Genomic DNA, 22,032 nt, shown 5'->3' on the forward strand with positions numbered 1-22,032 from the left:
GAGCCCGTGTCCAGGCCCTCGTCGAACCAGAACGGTTCAGCCACGGTCCGCTCGGTGCGGTCGGCCCGGATCCGTGCAGCGTCGCAGAGCGGGGCGACCTTGCTGCCCTTGCCTCCTACACCGCGCAGACCGGGGTGAACGGTGTCAGATCGGTGGCCCCGTGCGGATCAGCCGTTGTTCGGCTTGCAGCTCTCGGAGAATGAAGAGCATCCCACCGTCGATCATGCACACCTGGTACCGGCTGACGACGGCCTCCGAGGAGTCGATCCACTCCGGTCCGCTGTCCTGGGAAACCATGTCTTCTTCGCCCCTCGCATAGGGCGAGGTCTGGACTACTCCCTCGGAGAGCGTCTCGGAGGTCGCGTTCAGATGCCGCCGCCAGCCCGCCACAGCAAGACCGACGAAAACACCGACAGGGTGCTGAACAGCAGGGTGAACGGGACGGCGATCACCAAGGCGAGAATCCGGGGTGCGAGGCCGCGGCAGGCCAGGAGTACCAGGGCTGCGGCGCACACGTCGAGAACGTAGATGCGCGGGTCGGTGTGCTCTGTCGCGTGGGTGCCGACGCTGTACCAGAGGTGTACGGGGGCGATCAGTAGGCCGATGGTCAGGGCGGCCGCCGTCGCGCGCCGGAGCGGTTTCCCGTCCCGCAGGCGATGGCCCATGAAGCCGAGCAGAGCCCCGAAGGCCAGGGCGATGAGTACCCAGGCCCGGTACTCCAGGTCGTTCTGGGCGTACTCGACGAACCGAACCCCGATGAAGTGGCCGAGCGTCCCGCCCAGCAGGGCGGCCATCCCCGCCAGAGAAGCGGATCCCGATCGGGGCGCGGCCCACCCCGCCAGCACCGCTGGCACGACGAACAGCCCGTACGAGGCCGCCGGGTATTCATCGGGCTTGAAGACGCACAGTGCCGAGAGCGCCCCGCACATCGCGCCCAGCACCGCTGCCGCGAGCGGCAGCGTCCACGGGTGCTGGTCCCAGAACATACGCAGAGCAGAGGGAAACGGCTGAGGTGATTCGTCCAGTCCGAGCATCCGCTCCACTTTTTCGATCCTGGCGGGTCGTCTCTCCTCCCCTGTCGTCAAGGCGTACCACCGGTCAACACGTCGCCCAAGTAATCCATGGTCTCTTCGTCTGCGAAATAGCCACTGTGTCCGGTATCCCGCTCGGGCTCCAATCTATTTCCAAGCTCTTGATTCGGGCTTTCGGGGAAGGATGAGGGGCGACCAAGGATGGTAAGGCACTTGGGAGAGGCAAGGGAGCACTGGGTTGGGGTTCGGCTCCGCTGTGTGTCCACACCTCATGCGGATCTGCTATGCGAACAGGAAGTTCTTCTTAACGCGAATCGATAACAAAATTATTCATGATTTTTGGTGCCTTCGGCCTGCCTCTTTTCCGGCCGGCGAGCGGCACAGGATCCTCCTGTCTGCCGAAGGCCTCTCGATGGTGACCGTAAGTGGTCAAGAAGCGCCGCGCCTCAACATTGATTCGTCGGCGGGTTGTGGCCAACTGGTGGATGCCGCTCCCTGCCTGGCATGTCCCTGGATGGCGAAAGGCAGACCACCACCTGGCAACTGTGGCAAGCGCCGGGTACCAGCGGCTCGGAGGGACCCGAACTCCGCCAGGGGCCGCGGGCCGCCCTCCTTCTCGCAGCCGGGACCTGTTCTAGGGTGTGGACCATGGCGAGATACCCGATCACCAGACTTGAAGCCGACGGCTTCGGGCCGCTCGACGAAGTCGACATCCGGCTCAGCCCGACGCTGAACATCGTCACCGGGGAGAACGCCACGGGGAAGTCCCAACTGCTCAAACTCCTGTACGCGGGCACCCGCTCCCTGGCCGGCAGGTCGACGCTCACCAAGAGCGCGCTCTCCTCCGACATCGCAGAGGCCCTCATCGGGATCTTCCGGCCCGACCAGCTCGGACGCCTCGCCCGCCGGGTCCAAGGGCGGGGCCGTGCCCGCGTCGAGCTGAAGTACGGGGGGATCGGCGAGCCTCTGGCCTTCGACTTCGCTTCCAACGCGCGGAGCGACGTGCGGGTCGCCTCGGTACCCAGGACTTCGCTCGGCGACACGCCGGTCTTCCTCCCGTCACGGGAACTCCTCTCCTTGTACCCGGGCCTGGTCTCCCTGTTCGAGACACGGGAGGTCGAGTTCGACGAGACCTGGCGCGACACCGCATTGCTGTTGGGCCGCTCCGCCCTGCGCGGCCCTCGGGGAAAGGCCGCGACCGAACTGCTGGCACCCCTACTGGGAGAGATCGAAGGGACCGTTCTGGAGGAGAACGGGCGCTTCTACGTCCGGTTGCCCGGCGGTACGGCCGGGGCGGGCAAGGGGGTGGGCAAGATCGAGGCGCACCTGGTGTCCGAGGGGTTCCGGAAGCTGGCCATGATCATCCGACTCGTCTCCAACGGGGTACTGCTGGAAGGCGGCTACCTGTTCTGGGATGAGCCGGAGGCGAACCTCAACCCCAAGACACAACGGGCGGTGGCCCGGACCATCCTGGCCCTGGCCCGCAGCGGCACCCAGGTGTTCGTCGCCACTCACAGTGTGTTCCTGTTGCGGGAACTCGAACTGCTCCTCGACCAGGAACCGCCGGAGAACCCGATCGAGCCCTGCTACATCGGTCTCTACCGGGAGGCGCCGACGGAAGAGGGCGCCCTCGCACAGGCCGTCCGCGCCGAAACCGCGACGGACCCGGCGGACCTGAGCGCGATCGCCGCTCTGGAAGCCGAGTCGTCCCAGAGCCTGCGATATCTGGGAGTCTGACCGCATGCCGGTGGAAACCGAGGTCGACGGGTCGTTCTTCATCTTTCCCGACGGCTGGCACGTGGAGAAGCTGGACGAGTGGCCTGAACAGAAACAGGTGACCCAGACCCCTTTCCACTCCAAGGGCTGCGACCTCGTGGCGATGAAGGACGGGATCCTGTGGCTCGTCGAAGTGAAGGACTACACGTATCCGAACGCCCGGGTTCCGGACGACCTCGCGGAGAAGGTCGGCCTCAAGTTCTTCCACTCACTGGCCGTCCTGCACGTGGTGGCGCGCTGGGGGCAGGACGGCCGCCGGGAATTCAGTGCGTCTGCTCTGGCCTGCCGGGAGGCACATGTCTGCTTGGCGGTGGAACTGCCCGACGGAGGGCGCAGGCTGATCGGGGTGCAGACCCCGCTCGCCAACCTGAGGGCCGAACTCCGGCGGGTCACCAGGAAGTTGAACGTGCACCGTCCCGTCGTCAGCAACTCCCACAGGATGAACGGCGTGCCGTGGGAGATCCGGCGGAATCCCGAAACCCGCGGAGCCCACAGCGACCGCTGAGACGGCGGCCTGCAAGACACCCGTGCCGTTGAAGTCTTGCTCGACCACTTCAACCCTGGCGCGACGCCCGCCACTGCCCCTGACCGGAGTGCCCGACCCCTGCTGGAGGGCATCGCGCTGCCCCCGGCCCCAGGGGGTGTTCACCCGCCCTCGACGCCCGGCCCCAGCCGGAAGGCGAACCGGAGCCTGCACCCCAGGGGGTTGTTCACCCGACCGGAATGCTCAGCCCGAGCCGTGTCAGGCCAGTGGGGTGCCCGGCCATAGGGGGTCTTCGCGACAGAGGTGAAGGTTTCCAAAAGCCCGGCCGCTTGGAAACGGACGGGGCGCTACGCGTGGGCCCGGCCCCGGCCGCAGTCGGCGCCCGGCAGATCGGTGGAGGGCATCGTTGGGCGCACGTCCCGGGTGGTGGGGGTGTGATCGCCGGAGCCGGGTGCACGTGGAGCGTGCACACCCGCACCGCCCGGAAAGGGAGGCAATGGTCCGCCTGCAAACAGGAGGATGCTCCACGCTCGTTTGAAAGCCCGACCACAGGTGGGGTGACCTTGGCGGCGCCCGCCCTCCGCCACCCCAGGGGGGTGAAGGGAAGCAAGAACCGCTCGCCTCCGCCGCAGGGGGTGGACCGGAGCGCTCCCACGACCCCCGACCCCAGAAGGGGCGGACCCGGGCGTGCTCGCGACCCCCGCCACAGAAGGGGGCGGGGGGAAGACAAGAAGAACCGTCGGCCTCCACCACCCCGCAGGGATGCGACCCGCACCCGGCTCCCGGACCCTGGCCACCCGCGGGCGTCCGGAACAAAGGGGGATCACGGCCTTCGCCACCGGCACCTCAGTGAGCGGGACCGCTCTGGTTCACCCTTGTGGAGCCCGGTCGCGAGCACGCCCGGGTCCACACCCTGAAGCGGAGGTCGCGGTCCACCTTCCGGTCCGGGGCCGGGGGCGCGGGAACACTCCGGTTCACCCCCCGTGTGGCGGGGGTCTCAGTCCTTCCTTCCCTTCACCCCCCTTCGGTGACGGAGGGCGGACACCGCCAAGGTCACCCCACCTGTGGTCGGGCTTTCAAACGAGCGTGGAGCGCTCCTCTGTTTGCAGGCGGACCATTGCCTCCCTTTCCGGGCGGTGCGGGTGTGCACGCTCCGCGTGCACCCGGCTCCGGCAATCACACCCCCACCACCCCGGGCGTGCGCCCAACGATGCTCTCCACAAGCTGCCGGGCGCCGACTGCGGCCGGGGCCGGGCCCACCCGGAGCGCCCCGTCCGTTTCCAAGCGGCTGAGCTTTTGGAAACCTTCACCTCTGTCGCGAAGACCCCCTGTGGCCGGGGTTTCTGGTCGGGTGGGCAACCCCCTGGGGTCGGGTGGGGAGGATCACCGCGGCCTTCACCCCCTGGGGCTGGGCGGGGAGGGTGATTGCGGCCTTCACCCCCTGTGGCGGGGGCGGCGCGATGGCCTCCGGCAGGGGCCGGGGTTTCTGGTCGGGTGGGCACCCCCCTGGGGGCGGGTGGGGAGGGTCACCGCGGCCTTCACCCCCTGTTCCGGGGCGGGGAGGGTGATTGCGGCCTTCACCCCCTGTGGCGGGGGCGGCGCGATGGCCTCCGGCAGGGGCCGGGGTTTCTGGTCGGGTGGGCAACCCCCTGGGGTCGGGTGGGGAGGATCACCGCGGCCTTCACCCCCTGGGGCTGGGCGGGCAGGTCACTGCGGCCTTCACCCCCTGCGGCGGGGACCGCGCGATGCCCTCCGGCAGGGGCCGGGGTTCCCGGGCGGGTGGGCACCCCCTATCGACTTCGAGGTCACCTCGGCCGCCCTCCCCTGACCGCCCGCGGCCTCCGTGAGCCCCGCAGCCGCGAGGTCAGTCCCAGCCGTGGACGGAGAACCGTTCGCCCGCGCGGATGCGGGCGATGACGTCCGCGGCGAAGGGGATGGTGTTCTCCGGGAGGTCGTCCGGGTCCTCCCAGGTCAGGCGGGCGCACAGGTGCGGCTCGCGGTTGACCGGGGTGCCCTCCCACGTCGGCGCCGTGAAGAAGAACCCGATGCGGGTCACCCCGTGGGCGTTGCGGTGGTGGGTCACGTGCGCGCAGTGCAGGGTGCCGGGGTCGACGGTCACGCCGACCTCCTCGTAGAGCTCCCGGGCCGCCCCCTGGGGGATGGACTCGCCCGGTTCCAGTCCGCCGCCCGGGATGGCGTACCGGCCGTCCTGGAACCCGGTGTTCCGCCGCTCGCCCAGCAGCACCCGCCCGTCCTCCCGGAAGAGCACCACGCACAGGTCGATGACGGGCCCGCTCACGGCGTCCCCGCCTCCTCCCGGCCGCGGACCCGAAGCACCCACCAGTACAGGCTCCAGGCGGCCACCCCCGCCCCCGCGCCCGGCACGGCGCCCAGCAGGACGACCCGCACGGAGTCGTAGACACCGTTGAGGGCGTCGCCCGCCGCCAGCCTGCCCACCACCGCGCCCACCAGCGCGCAGGCCGCGATCGCCGCGAGCGGGGCCCGGCGCGGACGCAGGGGCCCCTCGACGCGGCGGGCCGCCCACCATGAGACCGCCGCCAGCCCCAGCGCCGAGCTGGCGTACATCAGCACGTTGTAGAGCTTGTGCGGCTCCACCACGGGCATCTGGAGCACCGGCAGGAGCTGCACCCCCGCCCCGAGAGGGTGTGTGAAAGCGTCCCACACCATGTGGGTGAGCGCCCCCACCGCGATCGCCGCCGCGCCCCACGCCGCGCCCCGTGCGCTCGGCGCGGGCGGCGGCGCCACCTCGTGTGTCACCAGGGCGGCCAGGGGCGCGCGCAGGGCGTACGTCCAGCAGGCCCACACCACCGCGCCCAGCAGCACCACCACGGGGAGCCCCAGGGGGAAGTGGGTCGTGGAGGCGTCCACGGGCAGCGGCAGGTAGTACGGGAGGTCGGGTGCCATCGAGCCGATGACCAGCGCCGCCACGGGCAGCCGGGTGCGGGCGAACGGCAGCACGGCCGCGGCGTGGGCCGGGGTGAAGGGCACCGTCAGCCCCGCGTCTCGATGCGCTGGGAGAACGTGACCGACCCGCCGTGGATCATGTACACGTCGTACGGGCTGACGGTGTCCTCCGCCGAGTCCACCCACGCCACCCCGCCGTCCTGCGCGTAGCAGGTGAAGTCGGCCGGTTCCTCGGCCCCCGGCACCAGCACCGCCACGTCGCCGGTGTCGCAGAACACCGCCTCCGCCTCGGTGTGGTACCGCAGCCAGTCCTCCAGGAAGGCTTTGTTCACCGGCAGTTCGGGCTGCTCGACCGTGAACTCGACACCGCCCGGCGTCTCCTCGGAGGTCACCGGGAATTCGAGGTCGGTCCCGCGGTAGGTCAGCGTGCAGGACGCCGACAGGTCGTCCGGGCACTCGGCCACGGCGTCCGGGTCGACCTCGCCTGCGGCCGCCGACACGTCCGACAGCAGATGCCACTCTGCACGCTCGCCCATCGGCGCCGACTCGTCCGGCTCCTCCGGCAGCCCGGACAGGTCCGCCTCCGGCAGGTCGGTCGGGACCTCGCCCTCGATGAGCAGTGCGGCCAGGTCCTCCTGGGATGCCTCGCTCAGGTCTTCGGGGGCGCCGCCGGAACAGGCGGTCAGCGCCAGCGCTAGGGCGGCCGTCACGGGCAGAAGGGTCTTCCGAGGGGTCAGGGGCATCGTCGAACTTTCCTTTGTCGTCGGTCCGGAGGCAGGGGCAAGGGATGGGCGCCGTTCCGGCGGTGGGATGCCTCTGACACCGCGTCGGTTCTCGGTCACCGTGCGAAATCCCCGCAAGCGCCCGCGCTCGCCCGTGCCCCCGCACCGGGTTCCGGTCATGAACAGCCCGGCCAACGGTCACGTGTACGTCCGAACGTGCCCTGCCCCACACCCCGGCGCCCCGTCACCGAATCCGGTTCTCTACCATCCGAGGTATGGACGTCCAAGAGAGCGGCGCCGCCGGATCCGGCGCCCCCGACCTCGCCGAGGGTTTCCCGGTCGCCACCTTTGACCGATGGCGGGAGCTGGTCGCCGGAGTACTGCGCAAGAGCGGTGTGCCCGAGGAACGCCTCGCCGACCGCCCCGAGGCGGTGCTGGCCACCCGCACCTACGACGGCTTCGACATCGCGCCCCTGGCCACCGCCGAGCCGCCCGCCGCCGACCCCGGCCACCCCGGGCTGGCCCCCTTCACCCGCGGCTACCGGCCGGTGGTCACCGGCGGCTGGGACATCCGCGCCCGCTACCTGGAGTCCGACCCCGAGGTGCTGCGCCGCCGCGCCCACACCGACCTGATGAACGGCGTCTCCTCCCTGTGGATCGCGGTCGGCGACGGCCACCTGCCCGCGGACCGCCTGGGCGCGGCCCTGACGGACGTCTACCTCGACCTCGCCCCCGTGGTCCTGGAACCCGGCGCCGACTACCGGGAGGCCGCCGACGCCCTGCTGCGCGTCCACGCCGACGCCGAGGTCCCGGACGCCCGGATCATCTCCCACCTGGGCATCGACCCGCTCACCGCGGCCGCCCGCGCCGGGGCCCGCCCCGATGTCATGGACGCCGCCCGGTTCGCGGCGGACCGCGCCCGGGGCCGCCCGGGACTGGGCCTGATGACCGCCGACGCCACCCTGGTGCACAACGCGGGCGGCTCCGACGGCCAGGGGCTGGGCTGGGCCGTCGCCTCCGGGACCGCGCTGCTGCGCGCCCTGGTGGCCGCCGGGATGGACATCGCCGACGCCGCCGGGCGCATCGAGTTCCGGCTGTCGGTGAGCGCCGACCAGTTCGCGGGCATCGCGGCCCTGCGCGCCGTCCGCACCATGTGGAACCGGGTGCTGGAGGTCAGCGGGGTCCCCGCCGACCGGCGCACCATGCGCGTCCACGCGGTCACCTCCGAGGCGATGCTGACCCGCCGCGACCCGCACGTGAACATGCTGCGCACCACCGTGGCCTGCTTCGCCGCCGGGGTGGGCGGGGCCGATGCCGTCACCGTCCTGCCCTACGACGCCGCGGTCGGCCTGTCCGACGACTTCGCCCGCCGGGTCGCCCGCAACACGCAGGCCCTGCTCATCGAGGAGTCGAACCTGGCCCGGGTGGCCGACCCGGCCGGGGGCTCCTTCCACGTGGAGGCGCTCACCCGGGACCTCCACCTCGCCGGGTGGGCGTTCCTCCAGGAGGTCGAGGCCTGCGGCGGCGCCGCCGAGGTCATCGAGGACGGCTGGCTGCGCGAACGCGTCGACGGTGTGTGGGAGCGCCGCCGCGCCGACCTGGCGCACCGCCGCGCCCCGCTGACCGGGGTGAGCGAGTTCCCGAACCTCGCCGAGGAGCCGCTGGAGCGCGAGCCCCTCCCCGAACGCGACTCCTGGTTCCCGCTGCGCCGCTACGCGGGCGACTTCGAGGAGCTGCGCGACCGCGCGGACGCCGCCCCCGACCGCCCCACCGCGTTCCTGGCCACCCTGGGCCCGGTCGCGGCGCACACCGGCCGGGCCACCTTCGCCGCCAACCTGCTGGCCGCGGGCGGGATCGCCGCCCACCTGCCCGGCCCCCTGGAGTCCGCCGCCGACGCCGCGCGCGCCTTCACGGACTCCGGCCTGCGGGTGGCCGTGCTGTGCTCCTCCGACAAGCTCTACGACGAGCACGCCGCGTCCGCCGTCGAGGCACTGAGGGACGCGGGCGCCGAACGCGTCCTGCTGGCGGGCGCCCCGCGCGAACTCGACGCGGACGCCTTCCTGTACCAGGGGTGCGACGCCGTCGCCCTCCTCACCGAACTGGCCGACCTGCTGGTCCCGAAGGGGGAGGAAGCATGATCCCCGACCTGTCCACCGTGGCGCCCGGCGAGCCGGAGCCCTCCGGCGGCGACGCCCGTTGGGCCGCCGCCGTCGAGGCCGCCACCGGCAAGGCCCCCGACGCCCTGGAGTGGGAGACCCCCGAGGGCATCGCCGTCAAGCCGCTCTACACCCCGGCGGACCGCGCGGGCCTGGACTTCGTCGACGGACTCCCCGGCATCCCCCCGTACCTGCGCGGCCCCTACCCGACCATGTACGTCAACCAGCCGTGGACCATCCGCCAGTACGCGGGCTTCTCCACGGCGGAGGAGTCCAACGCCTTCTACCGCCGCAACCTGGCGGCCGGGCAGAAGGGCCTGTCGGTCGCCTTCGACCTGGCCACCCACCGCGGCTACGACTCCGACCACCCGCGCGTCGCGGGCGACGTCGGCATGGCGGGTGTGGCCATCGACTCCATCTACGACATGCGCCAGCTGTTCGACGGCATCCCGCTGGACCGGATGAGCGTGTCCATGACCATGAACGGCGCGGTCCTGCCGGTCCTGGCGCTGTACATCGTCGCCGCCGAGGAGCAGGGCGTCGCGCCGGAGAAGCTGTCCGGGACCATCCAGAACGACATCCTCAAGGAGTTCATGGTCCGGAACACCTACATCTACCCGCCGCAGCCGTCGATGCGGATCATCTCCGACATCTTCGCGTACACCTCGCAGCGGATGCCGCGGTTCAACTCCATCTCCATCTCCGGCTACCACATGCAGGAGGCGGGGGCCACCGCCGACCTCGAACTGGCGTACACGCTGGCCGACGGCGTGGAGTACATCAGGGCGGGTCAGCGCTCCGGGCTGGACGTGGACGTGTTCGCGCCGCGGCTGTCGTTCTTCTGGGCGATCGGCATGAACTTCTTCATGGAGGTCGCCAAGCTGCGCGCCGCCCGCCTGCTGTGGGCGCGGCTGGTCAGGGACCTGGGCGCGGTGAAGGACAAGTCGCTGAGCCTGCGCACCCACTCCCAGACCTCGGGCTGGTCGCTGACCGCCCAGGACGTGTTCAACAACGTGGCCCGCACCTGTGTGGAGGCGATGGCCGCCACCCAGGGCCACACCCAGTCGCTGCACACCAACGCCCTGGACGAGGCGCTGGCGCTGCCCACCGACTTCTCCGCGCGCATCGCCCGCAACACCCAGCTCCTCCTCCAGCAGGAGTCCGGCACCACCCGGTCGGTCGACCCGTGGGGCGGCAGCTACTACGTGGAACGCCTCACCCGGGAGCTGGCCGCCAGGGCCTGGGACCACATCGTGGAGGTCGAGAAGGCGGGCGGGATGGCCGCGGCCATCGACGCGGGGCTGCCCAAGATGCGCATCGAGGAGGCGGCCGCCCGCACCCAGGCGCGCATCGACTCCGGGCGCCAGCCCGTCATCGGCGTCAACAAGTACCGGCCCGACAGCGAGCAGGCCATCGACGTCCTCAAGGTCGAGAACTCCAAGGTGCGCGCCAGCCAGCTCGACAAGCTGCGCCGCCTGCGCGCCGAACGCGACGAGGACGCGGTGCGCGCCGCCCTGGACGCCCTCACCGCGGCGGCCGGGCGCGAGTCCAGGGCCGACGCCGGCCTCACCGACAACCTGCTGGCGGCGGCCGTGGACGCGGCCCGCGCCAAGGCCACGGTCGGCGAGATCTCCGACGCCATGGAGAAGGTGTTCGGCCGCCACTCCGGGCAGATCCGTACCATCCAGGGTGTGTACCGGAACGAGGCGGCGGGCAGCGCCGACGCGGCGGGGCTGATGGAGCGGGTGACCCGCCGGGTCGAGGGGTTCGCCGAGGACGAGGGGCGCCGGCCGCGCATCCTGGTGGCGAAGATGGGCCAGGACGGCCACGACCGCGGCCAGAAGGTCATCGCGACGGCGTTCGCGGACCTGGGCTTCGACGTCGACGTGGGCCCGCTGTTCCAGACCCCGGAGGAGGTCGCCGTCCAGGCGGTCGAGGCCGACGTGCACGTGGTGGGGGTGTCGTCGCTGGCGGCGGGGCACCTCACCCTGGTGCCCGCGTTGCGCGAGGAGCTGGCGAAGCTGGGCCGGGAGGACATCATGATCGTGGTCGGCGGAGTCGTCCCGCCGCAGGACTTCGACGCCCTGCGCGAGGCCGGCGCCGCGGCGATCTTCCCGCCGGGTACGGTCATCGCCGAGGCCGCCATCGACCTGCTCGACCAGTTGGAGGCCCGGCTGGAGCAGGCGTGAGCGGCGTTCCCGGGGCCGACGCGGCCCGCCCGGGCCGACGCGGCCCGCCGGGGTCGCGGGCGGAGTCCGGGGTACGACGGTCGGACCGGGACACGGACGGGGCGGGGAACCGGTGAGAGACGAGGAGGCGGGCGTGCAGCGGACGCGACGGCGCAGGCCGGTGGACGTGGCCGCGCTGGCCGAAGGGGTGCTGGCCGGGCACAGGCCCACCCTGGCACGGGCGATCACCCTGGTGGAGTCGCGCCGCCCCGACCACGCCCGGGACGCGCAGGACCTGCTGGTACGCCTGCTCCCGCACACCGGCGGCGCCCACCGGGTGGGCATCACCGGGGTGCCGGGGGTGGGCAAGTCCACGTTCATCGACGCGCTGGGCACCCGCCTGACGGGGGAGGGGCACCGGGTCGCGGTGCTGGCCGTGGACCCCTCCTCCACCCGCTCGGGCGGCAGCATCCTGGGCGACAAGACCCGGATGGCGCGCCTGGCGGTGGACCCGAACGCGTTCATCCGCCCCTCGCCGACCGCGGGGACCCTGGGCGGGGTGGCGCGGGCGACCCGGGAGACCATGCTGCTCATGGAGGCGGCCGGGTTCGACGTGGTGCTGGTGGAGACCGTGGGGGTGGGCCAGTCCGAGGTGGCGGTGGCCGCGATGGTCGACTGCTTCCTGTTCCTCACCCTGGCCCGCACGGGCGACCAGCTCCAGGGCATCAAGAAGGGCGTGCTGGAGCTGGTGGACGTGGTCGCGGTCAACAAGGCCGACGGCCCGCACGCCGGGGACGCCCGCAAGGCGGCCCGGGAGCTGTCGCGGGCGCTGCACCTGCTCCAACCGGTCCATCCGGGGTGGCGGCCGCCGGTGCTCACGTGCAGTGGGCTCACCGGTGAGGGCCTGGGCCAGGTGTGGGACACGGTCCGCGAGCACCGCAAGGTGCTGGAGGACGACGGGGCGCTGGCCGAACGCCGCAGCGGGCAGCGGGTCAGCTGGATGTGGGACCAGGTCCGCGACCGGCTGATGGACGCGTTCCTGCGGCATCCGGGGGTGGCCGCGCGCATCCCGGAGCTGGAGCGGGAGGTGCGGTCGGGGGAGACCACGGCCACACTCGCGGCCGACGGACTCCTCTCGGCGTTCACCGAGGGTGACGCCGGGCGGGGGGAGGCGCCGCCTGCGGACCCGGCGGCGGGGAGCGGCGGGGGGACCGCGGAGGCGGACTCCCGGGCTGTTCAGGACAACGGGTCTCATATCGTGAAATGACCCAGAGTCAACGGGCGATTCCGGGCAGGCTGCGGCGGGTTCGTGCTCCCGAGGCGAAAATTTCTTCCGAGATGCCATTCCCGAACGCCCGCTCGGCTTATACCGTGTGTGTCCAACGACTTACCGGACACGCGGACGCGCAAGCGCTTCCCTCCCCGGTCGGCCGGTCCCGTGGGAGTGGGGGCGGATCCGATGGGCGCGGGCCGCGCGCCTGCGTATGGTTAAGCGAAGGGACCCCTCGCCTTCTCAACGTGGGGTCGGGAGGAGTGAACGTGCACAGGCTCGGACTGAGCACAAGGGTGGAAAGCCGCAGCGTCATCGTCGCGATCGAGGGCGAGCTCGACATCGCGACCACCAACGACCTCCAGGAACACGTCCGGTCCGCGATCGACGACCACGGCCCGTGGCTGATCCTGGACATGTCGGGGCTCGACTTCATGGATTCGAGCGGCCTCAACGTCATCATCAACGCCTACCGCACCGTCCGTGAGCGGGACGGGGCGCTGGCGCTGGCGGCCCTCAACGAACGCGTCACCAAGGTCGTCCGCCTGGTCGGCCTGCACCGTCAGGTCCCCGTCCACCAGACGGTGGCGACCGCCGTCGCCGCCATGGAGGCGCTGGAGAAGCGCCAGGCCGGCTGACCCCGACCCGACAGCCGCACACCGACACACCCGCACGGCCGGACGCCCCACGACGTCCGGCCGAGGCGCGTGCCCGCGCGCCCGGACCGGCACCGGGCGGGCTCCGCCGCGCCCGGCGCCGCCGTGATCCCCCCGGCGGCGGTTGGCCGCCGCCCCCGCGGGCACAAGGACCGGCAGGACACGCCACCGCGGGAGAAGGAGGCGGCGGAATGCTCGTTCTGCCCCTGGAACGGATCGGCGCCGGTGACGGCGACCTGGCGGGCGGCAAGGCCGTGGGGCTGGCCGGGGCGATCGCCGCCGGTGAACGGGTCCCCCCGGGGTTCTGCGTCACCACCGACGCCCACCGCGACGGCACCGTCCCCGCCGCCGAGGTCGCCGCCGCCTACGACGCCCTGGGCGGGGGGCCGGTGGCGGTGCGCTCCAGCGCCACCGCCGAGGACCTGCCCGACGCCTCCTTCGCCGGGCAGCAGGACACCTACCTCGACGTCGAGGGCATCGACGACCTGGTCACGGCGATCCGTCGCTGCTGGGACTCCCTGTGGACGGACCGGGCGGTCGCCTACCGCCGCGACCGGGACATCGACGACGCGTCCGTCCGCATGGCGGTCGTCGTCCAGCGCATGGTCCGCCCCCGGGCCGCCGGGGTGCTGTTCACCGCGAACCCGGTCACCGGCACCCGCGGCGAGACCGTGGTCGACGCCGTGCCCGGCCTCGGCACCGGGGTCGTGGACGGCAGCGCCGACCCCGACCACTACACGGTCCGACCCGACGGCGGCCTCACCGCACCGGCCGACGGCTGCCTGTCGGTGTCCGAGGTGGAGGACCTGCACGCGCTGGGACTGCGCCTCCAGGAGCACTTCGGGGCACCGCAGGACGTGGAGTGGGCGATCGACGCCGACGGTGTCCTGTGGACCCTCCAGTCCAGGGCGGTCACCACGCTGTTCCCCCGGCCGCCGGAGCACCCGGACGGCCCGCGCGTGTACTTCGAGGCCGGCCACATGCAGGGCCTGCTGCGCCCCTGCACGCCGATGGGCATGTCCGCGCTCAAGGTCGCCACCGCCGACTGGTTCCGGAGCGTGGGGGCGCGGATCGACCCGTACGCGCGGACCGGCCTCATCACCGACATCGGCGGGCGCTTCTACCTCGACCTGACCCCGTTCGTGCGCAACCGGTGGATCCGCGGCGCCCTGCCGCAGAGCATGGAGCTGTACGGGCCCCGCGCCAGGGAGGCGATGCGGTCGGTGCTGGCCGACCCCCGGTTCGCCCCGCGCCGGGGGAGACCGGTCCGGGTGCGCGCAGCGGCCCGCGCCGCCGCGGCGGCGCTGCCCCTCGCCCGGGAGTTCGTCACCGGCACCGTGGCGGCCCTGCGGGACCCCGTGGCGGCCCGGGAGCGGGTACTGCGCGCGGGGGAGGAGGCCCGTCTGGCCGTGGCCCGCGGCCCCGGGGCCGACGCCGCCGTCCGGGAACGCCTGGCGTACGCCGAGCACGTCCAGGCCCACGCGCTGACGGAGGCCATGACCCCGATGCTCGGCCCGCTGTACGTCGGCGTCCTCGCCGGGCGGCTCCCGGAGTACCTGCTGCGCGGCATCGCGACCCCGGCGGAGGTGGCCACGGTCCTCAGGGGCATGCCGGGCAACGTCACCACCACCATGGACCTGGAGCTGTGGCGCGTCTCCGAGGCCGCCGCGGAGCACCGGGACGTCTTCGCCGACACCCCGCCGGACCGGCTGTCGGAGCTGTACCTGTCCGGGGGGCTGCCCGACATCGGCCTGGGCCCCTTCCTGGAGCGCTACGGCCACCGCGCGGCGGCCGAGATCGACCTCGGGGTCCCCCGCTGGTCCGAGGACCCGGCCCCGCTGTTCGCCGCGATCGCCGGGTACCTGCGGGTGACCGACCGCGACCAGGCCCCGGACCGCAGGTTCGGGCGCGCGGCCGCGGAGGCCGAGCGGATGCGGGACGAACTCGTCGCGCGGACGCGCGTGCGCCACCCGGTGCGCGCCCGGGTCGCCGACTTCCTCTTCGACCGGTCCCGGACGCTCGGCGGTGTGCGGGAGTACCCCAAGTTCGTGTGGCTGTACGCCATCGAGGCCGGGCGCCGGGAGCTGCTCGCCGTGGGGGCGGAGCTCGTCGGACAGGGGCTCCTGGAGCACCCGGACGACATCATGTTCGCGGACTTCCGGGAGGCGTGGGAGATGCTGGAGGGGGAGGACCTGCGCGGCACGATCGCCGGGCGCCGCGAGTTCCACCGCCGCGAGCAGCGGCGCCGCCGGGTCCCGCCGGTCCTGCTGTCGGACGGCACCGACGTGGAGGCGACGCTGCCGCCCGCCGCGGCGGCGGACGGGCCGGGTGTCCTGACGGGGGTGGCGGCCTCGCCGGGCGAGGCCACCGGCCGCGCCCGGGTGGTCCACGACCCGGCGGAGGCGTCGATCGAACCCGGGGACATCCTCGTCGCCCGGACCACCGACCCCGGGTGGACGCCGCTGTTCATGACGGCGGGCGGTGTGGTGGTGGAGACCGGGTCGACCATCGCACACGGGCCGACGGTCGCCCGGGAGTACGGCATCCCCTGCGTGATCTGCGTCCCCGGGGTGACGGAGAAGGTGGCCGACGGCGCGCTGATCACCATCGACGGCTCCACGGGGGTGATCCGCCCGGCCGGCGACCCGGAGGCGGGCGAACCCTGACCCCGCGGGCGCCGGGGACCGGCGCTGGTGCGGGCGCCGGGCGGACGGGACCGAACGCCGCCGTGCGACGGACCGACGAACGCGCCGGGGTCCGACACGCCTGCGGCGCGGCCGGTGACCGGCCGCGCCGCACGGTGCGCTCATCGGGGAGGGGGGACGGGGAGGGGGGACTCAGTCGCCGCCTCCGCCACCCCCGCCGTCGCCGCCTCCACCACCGGAGTCGCCGCCTCCCCAGCCGCCGCCGGAGGAGTCGCCCCCGCTGAACAGGCCGCCCCAGAACCCGCCTCCCGAGGAACCGGAAGAGCTGTAGGAACCGGAGGGGCCGTGGGAGGGCGCGGCACCGGGGTCGCCGGGCTGGCCGTGCGCGGGCGGGCCCTCCGGCGCGGGCCGGTTCCCGGGGTCGTCGCGGTGCCCGTGTCCGCCCCCGTGGTGGGCCGGGGCGACCGGGTCGGCGCCCCAGTGGGCGTATCCGCCGTCGCCGCCGTACCCGCCGCGCGCGGGGACCGGGTGGGCCGCGGTCCGGGCGCGCCACAGGGCCAGGACCAGGAAGAGCAGGGCACCGGTCGTCAGCAGGCCGATCAGCACCCCCTGGACCAGGCCCAGCACGGGCAGGACCGCCATCGGGTCGGGGACACCGCCCGGGAGCACCACCCACAGCACCTGGAAGACGGCGCCGAACAGACCGGCGCACAGGAACAGCACGGCCGACGTGCGGACCAGGCCGGGCGCGGCCGCGCGCCGGGCCCGGACCAGCGCGACGACCGCGATCACGGCCGGCGGGACCAGGGCGATGAGGACGTTGAACAGGATGCCGGCCAACAGGCCGGGGTCACTCGCGGTCACGGGGGGTCTCCTAACGGCCGGGGTACGGGCGGGTGCCGGGCGGCGGGTACGCGCCGGGGAGTACGGGCGCCCTGGTGGCGGCGAGGACGAGGGCGAGCACGCCCCCGGCGAACACCAGGGCGGCCGTGCCGGACAGGATCCCCGACAACATCTGGAACCTGGCCATCGGCAGTGCGAACGAATTCATGAGGTCCGGCGCGTTGAACAGCAGGAGCTGGCCCGCGGCCTGGAGCAGTCCGCCCGCCAGGACCAGCACGCCGCCGGTCACCGCGGCCCCCCGGCTCCCCCGCGGCAGGCGCGGGACCGCCGCCATCGCGGCGATGCCCAGGGTGATCTCGGCGACGATGAACAGCAGCGCCGGCAGGAACGACAGCAGGGGTGTCAGGTCGGGTGTCACACTCATCGGGGTCCTCCCGTGGACGGGGCGGGATGCGGGGTCCACCGGCCCGGCGCGGCCGGGGGAACGGCCGCGAGGACGGGGCGGTGTTCCCCGTGACCTGGTAGACGTCGGATCCACCGCTCCGGTTGCGCACGGCGGGGTATCCACTCTGGCGCCCGGAACGGGCATTGCGCCAGGGTGGAGTCGTGCGTAACATCTCATCGAATCGCTTCGACAACGGACGGGACGGCACCGTGCGGATCTCCGATGTGGCCCGGCACGCCGGTGTGTCGCCCAGCACGGTCTCCTATGTCCTCAGCGGGAAACGCTCGATCTCCGAGACCACCCGCCGCCGGGTGCTCGACAGCATCGACGCCCTGGGCTACCGCCCGCACGCGGGCGCCCGGTCCCTGGCCAGCCGCCGCAGCAACGTGCTGGCGCTGGTCGTCCCGCTGCGCGAGGACGTGCACGTCCCCGTGGCGATGCGGTTCGCGGTCTCGGTGGTCACCGCCGCCCGCGCCCACGACCACGACGTCCTCCTGCTCACCCAGGGGGAGGGCCCGGCGGGCCTGCACCGGGTGGCGGGCAGTGCCATGGTGGACGGGATCGTCGTCATGGACGTGGAGACCGACGACGCCCGCGTCCCCGTGCTGCGCTCCCTGGACCTGCCCTCGGTCCTCATCGGTGTCCCGGCCGACACCGAGGGTCTGACCTGCGTCGACCTGGACTTCGCGGCGGCGGGAGCCGCCTGTGTGCACCACCTGGCCGACCTGGGGCACCGGGACATCGCCTTCGTCGGCCAGCCCGCGTCGGTGTACGAGCGCCGCACCGGGTTCGCCGAGCGCACCCTGACCGGGTTCGAGGCAGCCGCCCTCGAATGCGGCGTGCGGGCCACCTCCCACCCCTGCGACCCGGCGGGTGCCCGGGACCTGGCGTCCGCGCTGGTCCGGGACCGGCCCGGGCTCAGCGGCCTCATCGTCCACAACGAGGCCTCGCTCGCCCCCCTGCTGGACGCCTTCGCCGACCACGGCCGGGTGCCACCGGAGATCTCCGTGGTCGCCCTGGGGTCGCTGCCGCAGGGGGCGCCGGACCTGACCCGGGTGGAGCTGCCGGCGGAGGAACTGGGCGCCCGTGCGGTGTCCCTGCTCATGGACCGGATCGACGACCCCGGACGGACCGAGGTCACCCTGCTGGAACCGCGGATCGTCCCGGGCCGGAGCACGGCCCCGCCGACGGGCTGACCCCGCCGGGGCGGACCTGCGGGCGTCCCGCCGCATGTGTCGTCGAAGCGCTTCGATGATCTCGTGCGTACACGAACACCGATCGTGACCGCGCCGACCGCGCGGTCCCACCCCCCGACCGGAAGGACGAGACATGTTCAACGAGATCGAGGACGGCGTCGAATGGCGGGGCGGCCACCAGGTCGTCCGGGTCCGGGCCTGGGGAGCCGACGGCCTGCGCGTCCAGGCCGGGCTGTCCGTCCTGCGCGAGGACCTGCCCGGGGCACTGGACGCTCCCCCCGCCACCGTCGGCGCCGTGCCCGGGGCGACCCTGGACGGCGACCGGGCGCTGCTGGTCAACGGCGCGATCGCCGCCGAGATCGACGCCTCCGGCATGCTCCGCTTCCTGCGCGCCGAGGACGGTGTGCCCGGGGAGGAACTGCTCGCCGAGGAGCGCACCCACTTCTGGTGGCCGGGCCCGCGCGTCTACGCCTCCACCGGCAACGGCTACTACCGGATCGAGCAGCGGTTCCGCGCCTACGACGGCGAGCGCCTGTACGGGCTGGGCCAGCACACCCACGGCCTGTTCGACCACAAGGGCGCGGTGGTGGACCTGGTGCAGCGCAACGCGGAGGTCACCGTCCCCTTCGTCGTCTCCTCCCGCGGCTACGGGCTGCTGTGGAACAGCCCGGCGGTGGGCCGGGTGGAGTTCGCCGCCAACGGCACCCGGTGGACGGCCGACAGCGCCCGCCAGATCGACTACTGGATCACGGCCGGGCCCGAGCCGGCGGCGGTCCTGGAACGCTACGCCGACGCCACCGGGCACACCCCGATGCTGCCGGAGTTCGCCTCCGGGTTCTGGCAGTGCAAGCTGCGCTACCGCACCCAGGAGGAACTGCTGGAGGTCGCCCGGGGGTACCGCGACCGGGGGCTGCCGCTGTCGGTCATCGTCGCGGACTTCTTCCACTGGACCCACCTGGGCGACTGGCGGTTCGACCCGGCCGAGTGGCCCGACCCCCGGGCGATGGTCGAGGAGCTGCGGGGGATGGGGGTGGAGCTGATGGTGTCGGTGTGGCCGTCGGTGAGCCCGCTCAGCGAGAACTACCGGCCGATGTTGGAGGCCGGGCACCTGGTGGCCACCGAACAGGGGCCGCCGGTGCACGCCGACTGGGCCGACAAGGGTGTGGACGCCCACGTGCAGGTGTCGTTCTACGACCCGACCAAGCCGGAGGCCCGCGCCTACCTGTGGGAGCGGGTCCGCGAGAACTACCACTCCCTCGGCATCCGGGTGTGGTGGCTGGACGCCTGCGAGCCCGAGCTCAGGCCCGGCCACCCCGGCAACCTGCGCTACCACGCCGGGCCGGGCGCCGAGGTCGGCAACCTCTACCCGCGCGAGCACGCCCGCGCCTTCCACGAGGGGATGCTCGCGGCGGGCGAGGAGGAGGTGATCACCCTGTGCCGCTCGGCCTGGGCGGGCTCCCAGCGGTACGGGGCGGCCCTGTGGTCGGGGGACATCGCCCCCACCTTCGCGTCCCTGCGGGCCCAGGTCCGTGCCGGGCTGAACGTGGCGATGTCGGGGATCCCCTGGTGGACCACGGACGTCGGCGGGTTCCACGGCGGCGACCACGACGACCCGGAGTACCGGGAACTGCTGGTGCGGTGGTTCCAGTACGGGGTGTTCTGCCCGCTGCTGCGGCTGCACGGGTACCGCGAACCCTTCTCGCACGCCCTGTACCCGGAGATGACGGGCGGCCCCAACGAGGTGTGGTCCTACGGGGAGGAGGTGTACGGGCGGCTGCGGGAACTGCTGTTGCTGCGCGAACGGCTGCGCCCCTACGTCATGGAGCAGATGCGCGTCGCCCACGAGCGGGGGCTGCCGCCGATGCGTCCGCTGTTCGTCGACCACCCCGGCGACCCGCGCGCCTGGGAGGAGGGCGACGCCTTCCTGTTCGGCCCGGACCTGCTGGTCGCCCCGGTCACCGAGTACGGGGCCCGCTCACGGCGGGTGTACCTGCCGCAGGGCGCGGACTGGACGGACCCGTGGACGGGGCAGGCGCACCCGGGCGGCGCGGAGATCGTCCTGGACGCCCCGCTGGACCGGGCTCCGGTGCTGGTCAGGAAGGGGGCCGAGGTACCGGTCGCCGAGTGACCGGCGCCACAGGAATTTCCCGCGGGGGTCTCCCGTTGCACCCCGTGTGGGACGGTGCGGTAGCAAGTGTCCCCCGGGCTCAACCGAAGCCTTCACGGAATACCGCGCCCTCGGGCGGCCTCGGAGCCGTGTTGTGCACCCCGCCGTGAGGCGACCGCCGCACCGCCCCGCACAGACGGGGGACGGCCCCGCCGGACATGTCCGGCGGGGCCGTCGTCGTTCCCCGACCCCGGTGGGCCCGGGAAACGAGTGGGCACACCCTGCGGCGGCGCCGACCCCGGGGCCGGCGGCACACGCGGGAACGGCCCGTGTTCATGTGCCCGCGTGCGCACGCCCGTGGCCGGCGCCCGCCCTGCCGCGGCCCGCCCGTCGCCCCCGCGCGGGGCCGGGGCTCAGGACCCGGCGCCCGGGCCTGGGCGCACGCCCAGCAGGTGTTCCAGGGCGAGCTGGTCCAGCCGCTCGAAGTGGTAGCCGCGCCCGCCGGCCGCGTCCGCGTCGAACTCCTCGGCCAGCAGTTCCGCCAGGCTCTCGCCCTCGCCCAGCGTGGACACCGCCAGCTCCGGCACCCGCGACGCCGCCAGGGCCTCCCGGACCTCCGGGTCGGCGCGGAACGCGGCGGCCTTCTCCCTGAGGATCAGGTAGTTGCGCATGCACGCCTCGGCGGACACCCACACACCGCTCATGTCCTCGGTGCGCGGCGGCTTGAAGTCGAAGTGCCGCGGCCCGGCGTACCCGGCGCCCTCCAACAGGTCGACCAGGAAGAACGCCTCCTTGACGTCGCCCGCGCCGAACCGCAGGTCCTGGTCGTACTTGACCCCGCGCTGGCCGTTGAGGTCGATGTGGAACAGCTTGCCCGCCCACAGGGCCTGGGCGACCCCGTGCGCGAAGTTCAGCCCGGCCATCTGCTCGTGCCCGACCTCCGGGTTGACCCCCACCATCTCGGGGTGCTCCAGCGAGTTGATGAACGCCAGCGCGTGGCCCACGGTGGGCAGCAGCACGTCGCCGCGCGGCTCGTTGGGCTTGGGCTCGATGGCGAACCGCAGGTCGTAGCCCTGTTCGCGCACGTACCCGCAGAGGATGTCGAACGCCTCGCGCAGCCGGTCCAGCGCGGCGGCGTCGTCCTTGCCCGCCTCGGTCTCGGCGCCGTCCTGGCCGCCCCAGCACACGTAGGTGGTGGCGCCGAAGGACACCGCCAGGTCGATGTTGCGGACGACCTTGCGGATGGCGTGGCGGCGCACGTCGCGGCTGTTGGAGGTGAACCCGCCGTCGCGGAACACCGGGTGGGTGAACAGGTTGGTGGTGACCATGGGCACGGCCAGGCCGGTCTCGTCCAGGGCGCCCCGGAACCGCTTGAGGATCGCCTCGCGCTCGGCGGTGCCGCTGCCGGGCGGGACCAGGTCGTCGTCGTGGAACGTGATGCCGTAGGCGCCCAGCTCCGCGAGCCGGTGCACGGCGTCGACGGGGTCGAGCTCGGGCCGCACGGCGTCGCCGAAGGTGTTGACGCCGCGCCACCCCACGGTCCACAGCCCGAAGGTGAACCTGTCCTCGGGCGTCGGTCGGTACGCGGTCATGGGAAGCCTCCTGGGG

General features: G+C 73.1%; 17 protein-coding genes. 9 read left to right on the forward strand and 8 right to left on the reverse strand.

Features of this window, described 5'->3' with window-relative positions:
• Positions 1 to 144: 144 nt before the first annotated feature.
• Together QJS33_RS12305 and QJS33_RS12310 are read right to left on the reverse strand one after the other, a co-directional pair.
• A complete protein-coding gene (locus QJS33_RS12305; RefSeq protein WP_306368069.1) occupies positions 145 to 297 on the reverse strand; it encodes a hypothetical protein in 153 nt (50 codons plus the stop codon).
• A gap of 68 nt (positions 298 to 365) precedes the next feature.
• A complete protein-coding gene (locus tag QJS33_RS12310) occupies positions 366 to 986 on the reverse strand; it encodes a DUF6518 family protein (protein WP_306368070.1) in 621 nt (206 codons plus the stop codon).
• A 693-nt stretch (positions 987 to 1,679) separates the two neighbouring features.
• On the opposite strand from QJS33_RS12310, the gene QJS33_RS12315 reads away from it, so the two are divergent.
• Positions 1,680 to 2,768 carry an ATP/GTP-binding protein gene (locus QJS33_RS12315; protein ID WP_306368071.1) on the forward strand — a complete coding sequence of 363 codons (1,089 nt, stop codon included), beginning with the start codon at positions 1,680 to 1,682 and terminating at the stop codon, positions 2,766 to 2,768.
• A 4-nt stretch (positions 2,769 to 2,772) separates the two neighbouring features.
• Positions 2,773 to 3,312, forward strand: coding sequence for a hypothetical protein (locus QJS33_RS12320; RefSeq protein ID WP_306368072.1), 540 nt, complete (start codon positions 2,773 to 2,775; stop codon positions 3,310 to 3,312).
• Between the two features lie 1,843 nt (positions 3,313 to 5,155).
• Here QJS33_RS12320 and QJS33_RS12325 read toward each other — a convergent pair.
• The 3 genes from QJS33_RS12325 to QJS33_RS12335 are packed head-to-tail and all read right to left on the reverse strand — an operon-like array spanning position 5,156 to position 6,926.
• Complete coding sequence (locus tag QJS33_RS12325; RefSeq protein WP_306368073.1) at positions 5,156 to 5,590, reverse strand: NUDIX domain-containing protein; 435 nt, start codon at positions 5,588 to 5,590, stop codon at positions 5,156 to 5,158.
• The gene (locus QJS33_RS12330) at positions 5,587 to 6,300 is read right to left on the reverse strand and encodes a DUF4184 family protein (RefSeq protein WP_306368074.1); all 714 of its coding nucleotides are present in this window, start codon (positions 6,298 to 6,300) and stop codon (positions 5,587 to 5,589) included. The genes QJS33_RS12325 and QJS33_RS12330 overlap by 4 nt, the downstream gene beginning before the upstream one ends.
• A gap of 2 nt (positions 6,301 to 6,302) precedes the next feature.
• Positions 6,303 to 6,926, reverse strand: a complete 624-nt coding sequence (locus QJS33_RS12335; protein ID WP_306368075.1) for a hypothetical protein — start codon at positions 6,924 to 6,926, stop codon at positions 6,303 to 6,305.
• Between the two features lie 287 nt (positions 6,927 to 7,213).
• Here QJS33_RS12335 and QJS33_RS12340 point away from each other — a divergent pair, with 287 nt between their 5' ends.
• The 5 genes from QJS33_RS12340 to QJS33_RS12360 all read left to right on the forward strand — a co-directional run bounded on the left by QJS33_RS12340 (position 7,214) and on the right by QJS33_RS12360 (position 15,854).
• Positions 7,214 to 9,076, forward strand: a complete 1,863-nt coding sequence (locus QJS33_RS12340; protein ID WP_306368076.1) for a methylmalonyl-CoA mutase family protein — start codon at positions 7,214 to 7,216, stop codon at positions 9,074 to 9,076.
• Entirely contained in the window at positions 9,073 to 11,283 is a 2,211-nt protein-coding gene (gene scpA, locus QJS33_RS12345) for a methylmalonyl-CoA mutase (protein WP_306368077.1), read from the forward strand. The genes QJS33_RS12340 and scpA overlap by 4 nt, the downstream gene beginning before the upstream one ends.
• Before the next feature lie 133 nt (positions 11,284 to 11,416).
• Complete coding sequence (gene meaB, locus QJS33_RS12350) at positions 11,417 to 12,529, forward strand: methylmalonyl Co-A mutase-associated GTPase MeaB (RefSeq protein ID WP_306368078.1); 1,113 nt, start codon at positions 11,417 to 11,419, stop codon at positions 12,527 to 12,529.
• A gap of 272 nt (positions 12,530 to 12,801) precedes the next feature.
• Positions 12,802 to 13,170 carry an STAS domain-containing protein gene (locus QJS33_RS12355; RefSeq protein WP_306368079.1) on the forward strand — a complete coding sequence of 123 codons (369 nt, stop codon included), beginning with the start codon at positions 12,802 to 12,804 and terminating at the stop codon, positions 13,168 to 13,170.
• 209 nt (positions 13,171 to 13,379) lie between these two features.
• Positions 13,380 to 15,854 carry a PEP/pyruvate-binding domain-containing protein gene (locus QJS33_RS12360; protein WP_306368080.1) on the forward strand — a complete coding sequence of 825 codons (2,475 nt, stop codon included), beginning with the start codon at positions 13,380 to 13,382 and terminating at the stop codon, positions 15,852 to 15,854.
• A 171-nt stretch (positions 15,855 to 16,025) separates the two neighbouring features.
• On the opposite strand, the gene QJS33_RS12365 is transcribed toward QJS33_RS12360, so the two are convergent.
• Complete coding sequence (locus QJS33_RS12365) at positions 16,026 to 16,697, reverse strand: hypothetical protein (protein WP_306368081.1); 672 nt, start codon at positions 16,695 to 16,697, stop codon at positions 16,026 to 16,028.
• A gap of 10 nt (positions 16,698 to 16,707) precedes the next feature.
• Complete coding sequence (locus QJS33_RS12370; RefSeq protein WP_306368082.1) at positions 16,708 to 17,100, reverse strand: hypothetical protein; 393 nt, start codon at positions 17,098 to 17,100, stop codon at positions 16,708 to 16,710.
• A 230-nt stretch (positions 17,101 to 17,330) separates the two neighbouring features.
• Here QJS33_RS12370 and QJS33_RS12375 point away from each other — a divergent pair, with 230 nt between their 5' ends.
• A complete protein-coding gene (locus QJS33_RS12375; RefSeq protein WP_306368111.1) occupies positions 17,331 to 18,317 on the forward strand; it encodes a LacI family DNA-binding transcriptional regulator in 987 nt (328 codons plus the stop codon).
• Positions 18,318 to 18,450: 133 nt separating this feature from the next.
• Positions 18,451 to 20,445 carry a TIM-barrel domain-containing protein gene (locus tag QJS33_RS12380; protein WP_306368083.1) on the forward strand — a complete coding sequence of 665 codons (1,995 nt, stop codon included), beginning with the start codon at positions 18,451 to 18,453 and terminating at the stop codon, positions 20,443 to 20,445.
• A 392-nt stretch (positions 20,446 to 20,837) separates the two neighbouring features.
• Here the strand turns inward: QJS33_RS12380 and xylA are convergent, their stop codons facing one another.
• The gene (gene xylA, locus QJS33_RS12385) at positions 20,838 to 22,016 is read right to left on the reverse strand and encodes a xylose isomerase (RefSeq protein WP_306368084.1); all 1,179 of its coding nucleotides are present in this window, start codon (positions 22,014 to 22,016) and stop codon (positions 20,838 to 20,840) included.
• Positions 22,017 to 22,032: the final 16 nt, after the last annotated feature.

The sequence above is a fragment of the Nocardiopsis sp. CC223A genome (genome assembly GCF_030766825.1).
Classification (GTDB): domain Bacteria; phylum Actinomycetota; class Actinomycetes; order Streptosporangiales; family Streptosporangiaceae; genus Nocardiopsis.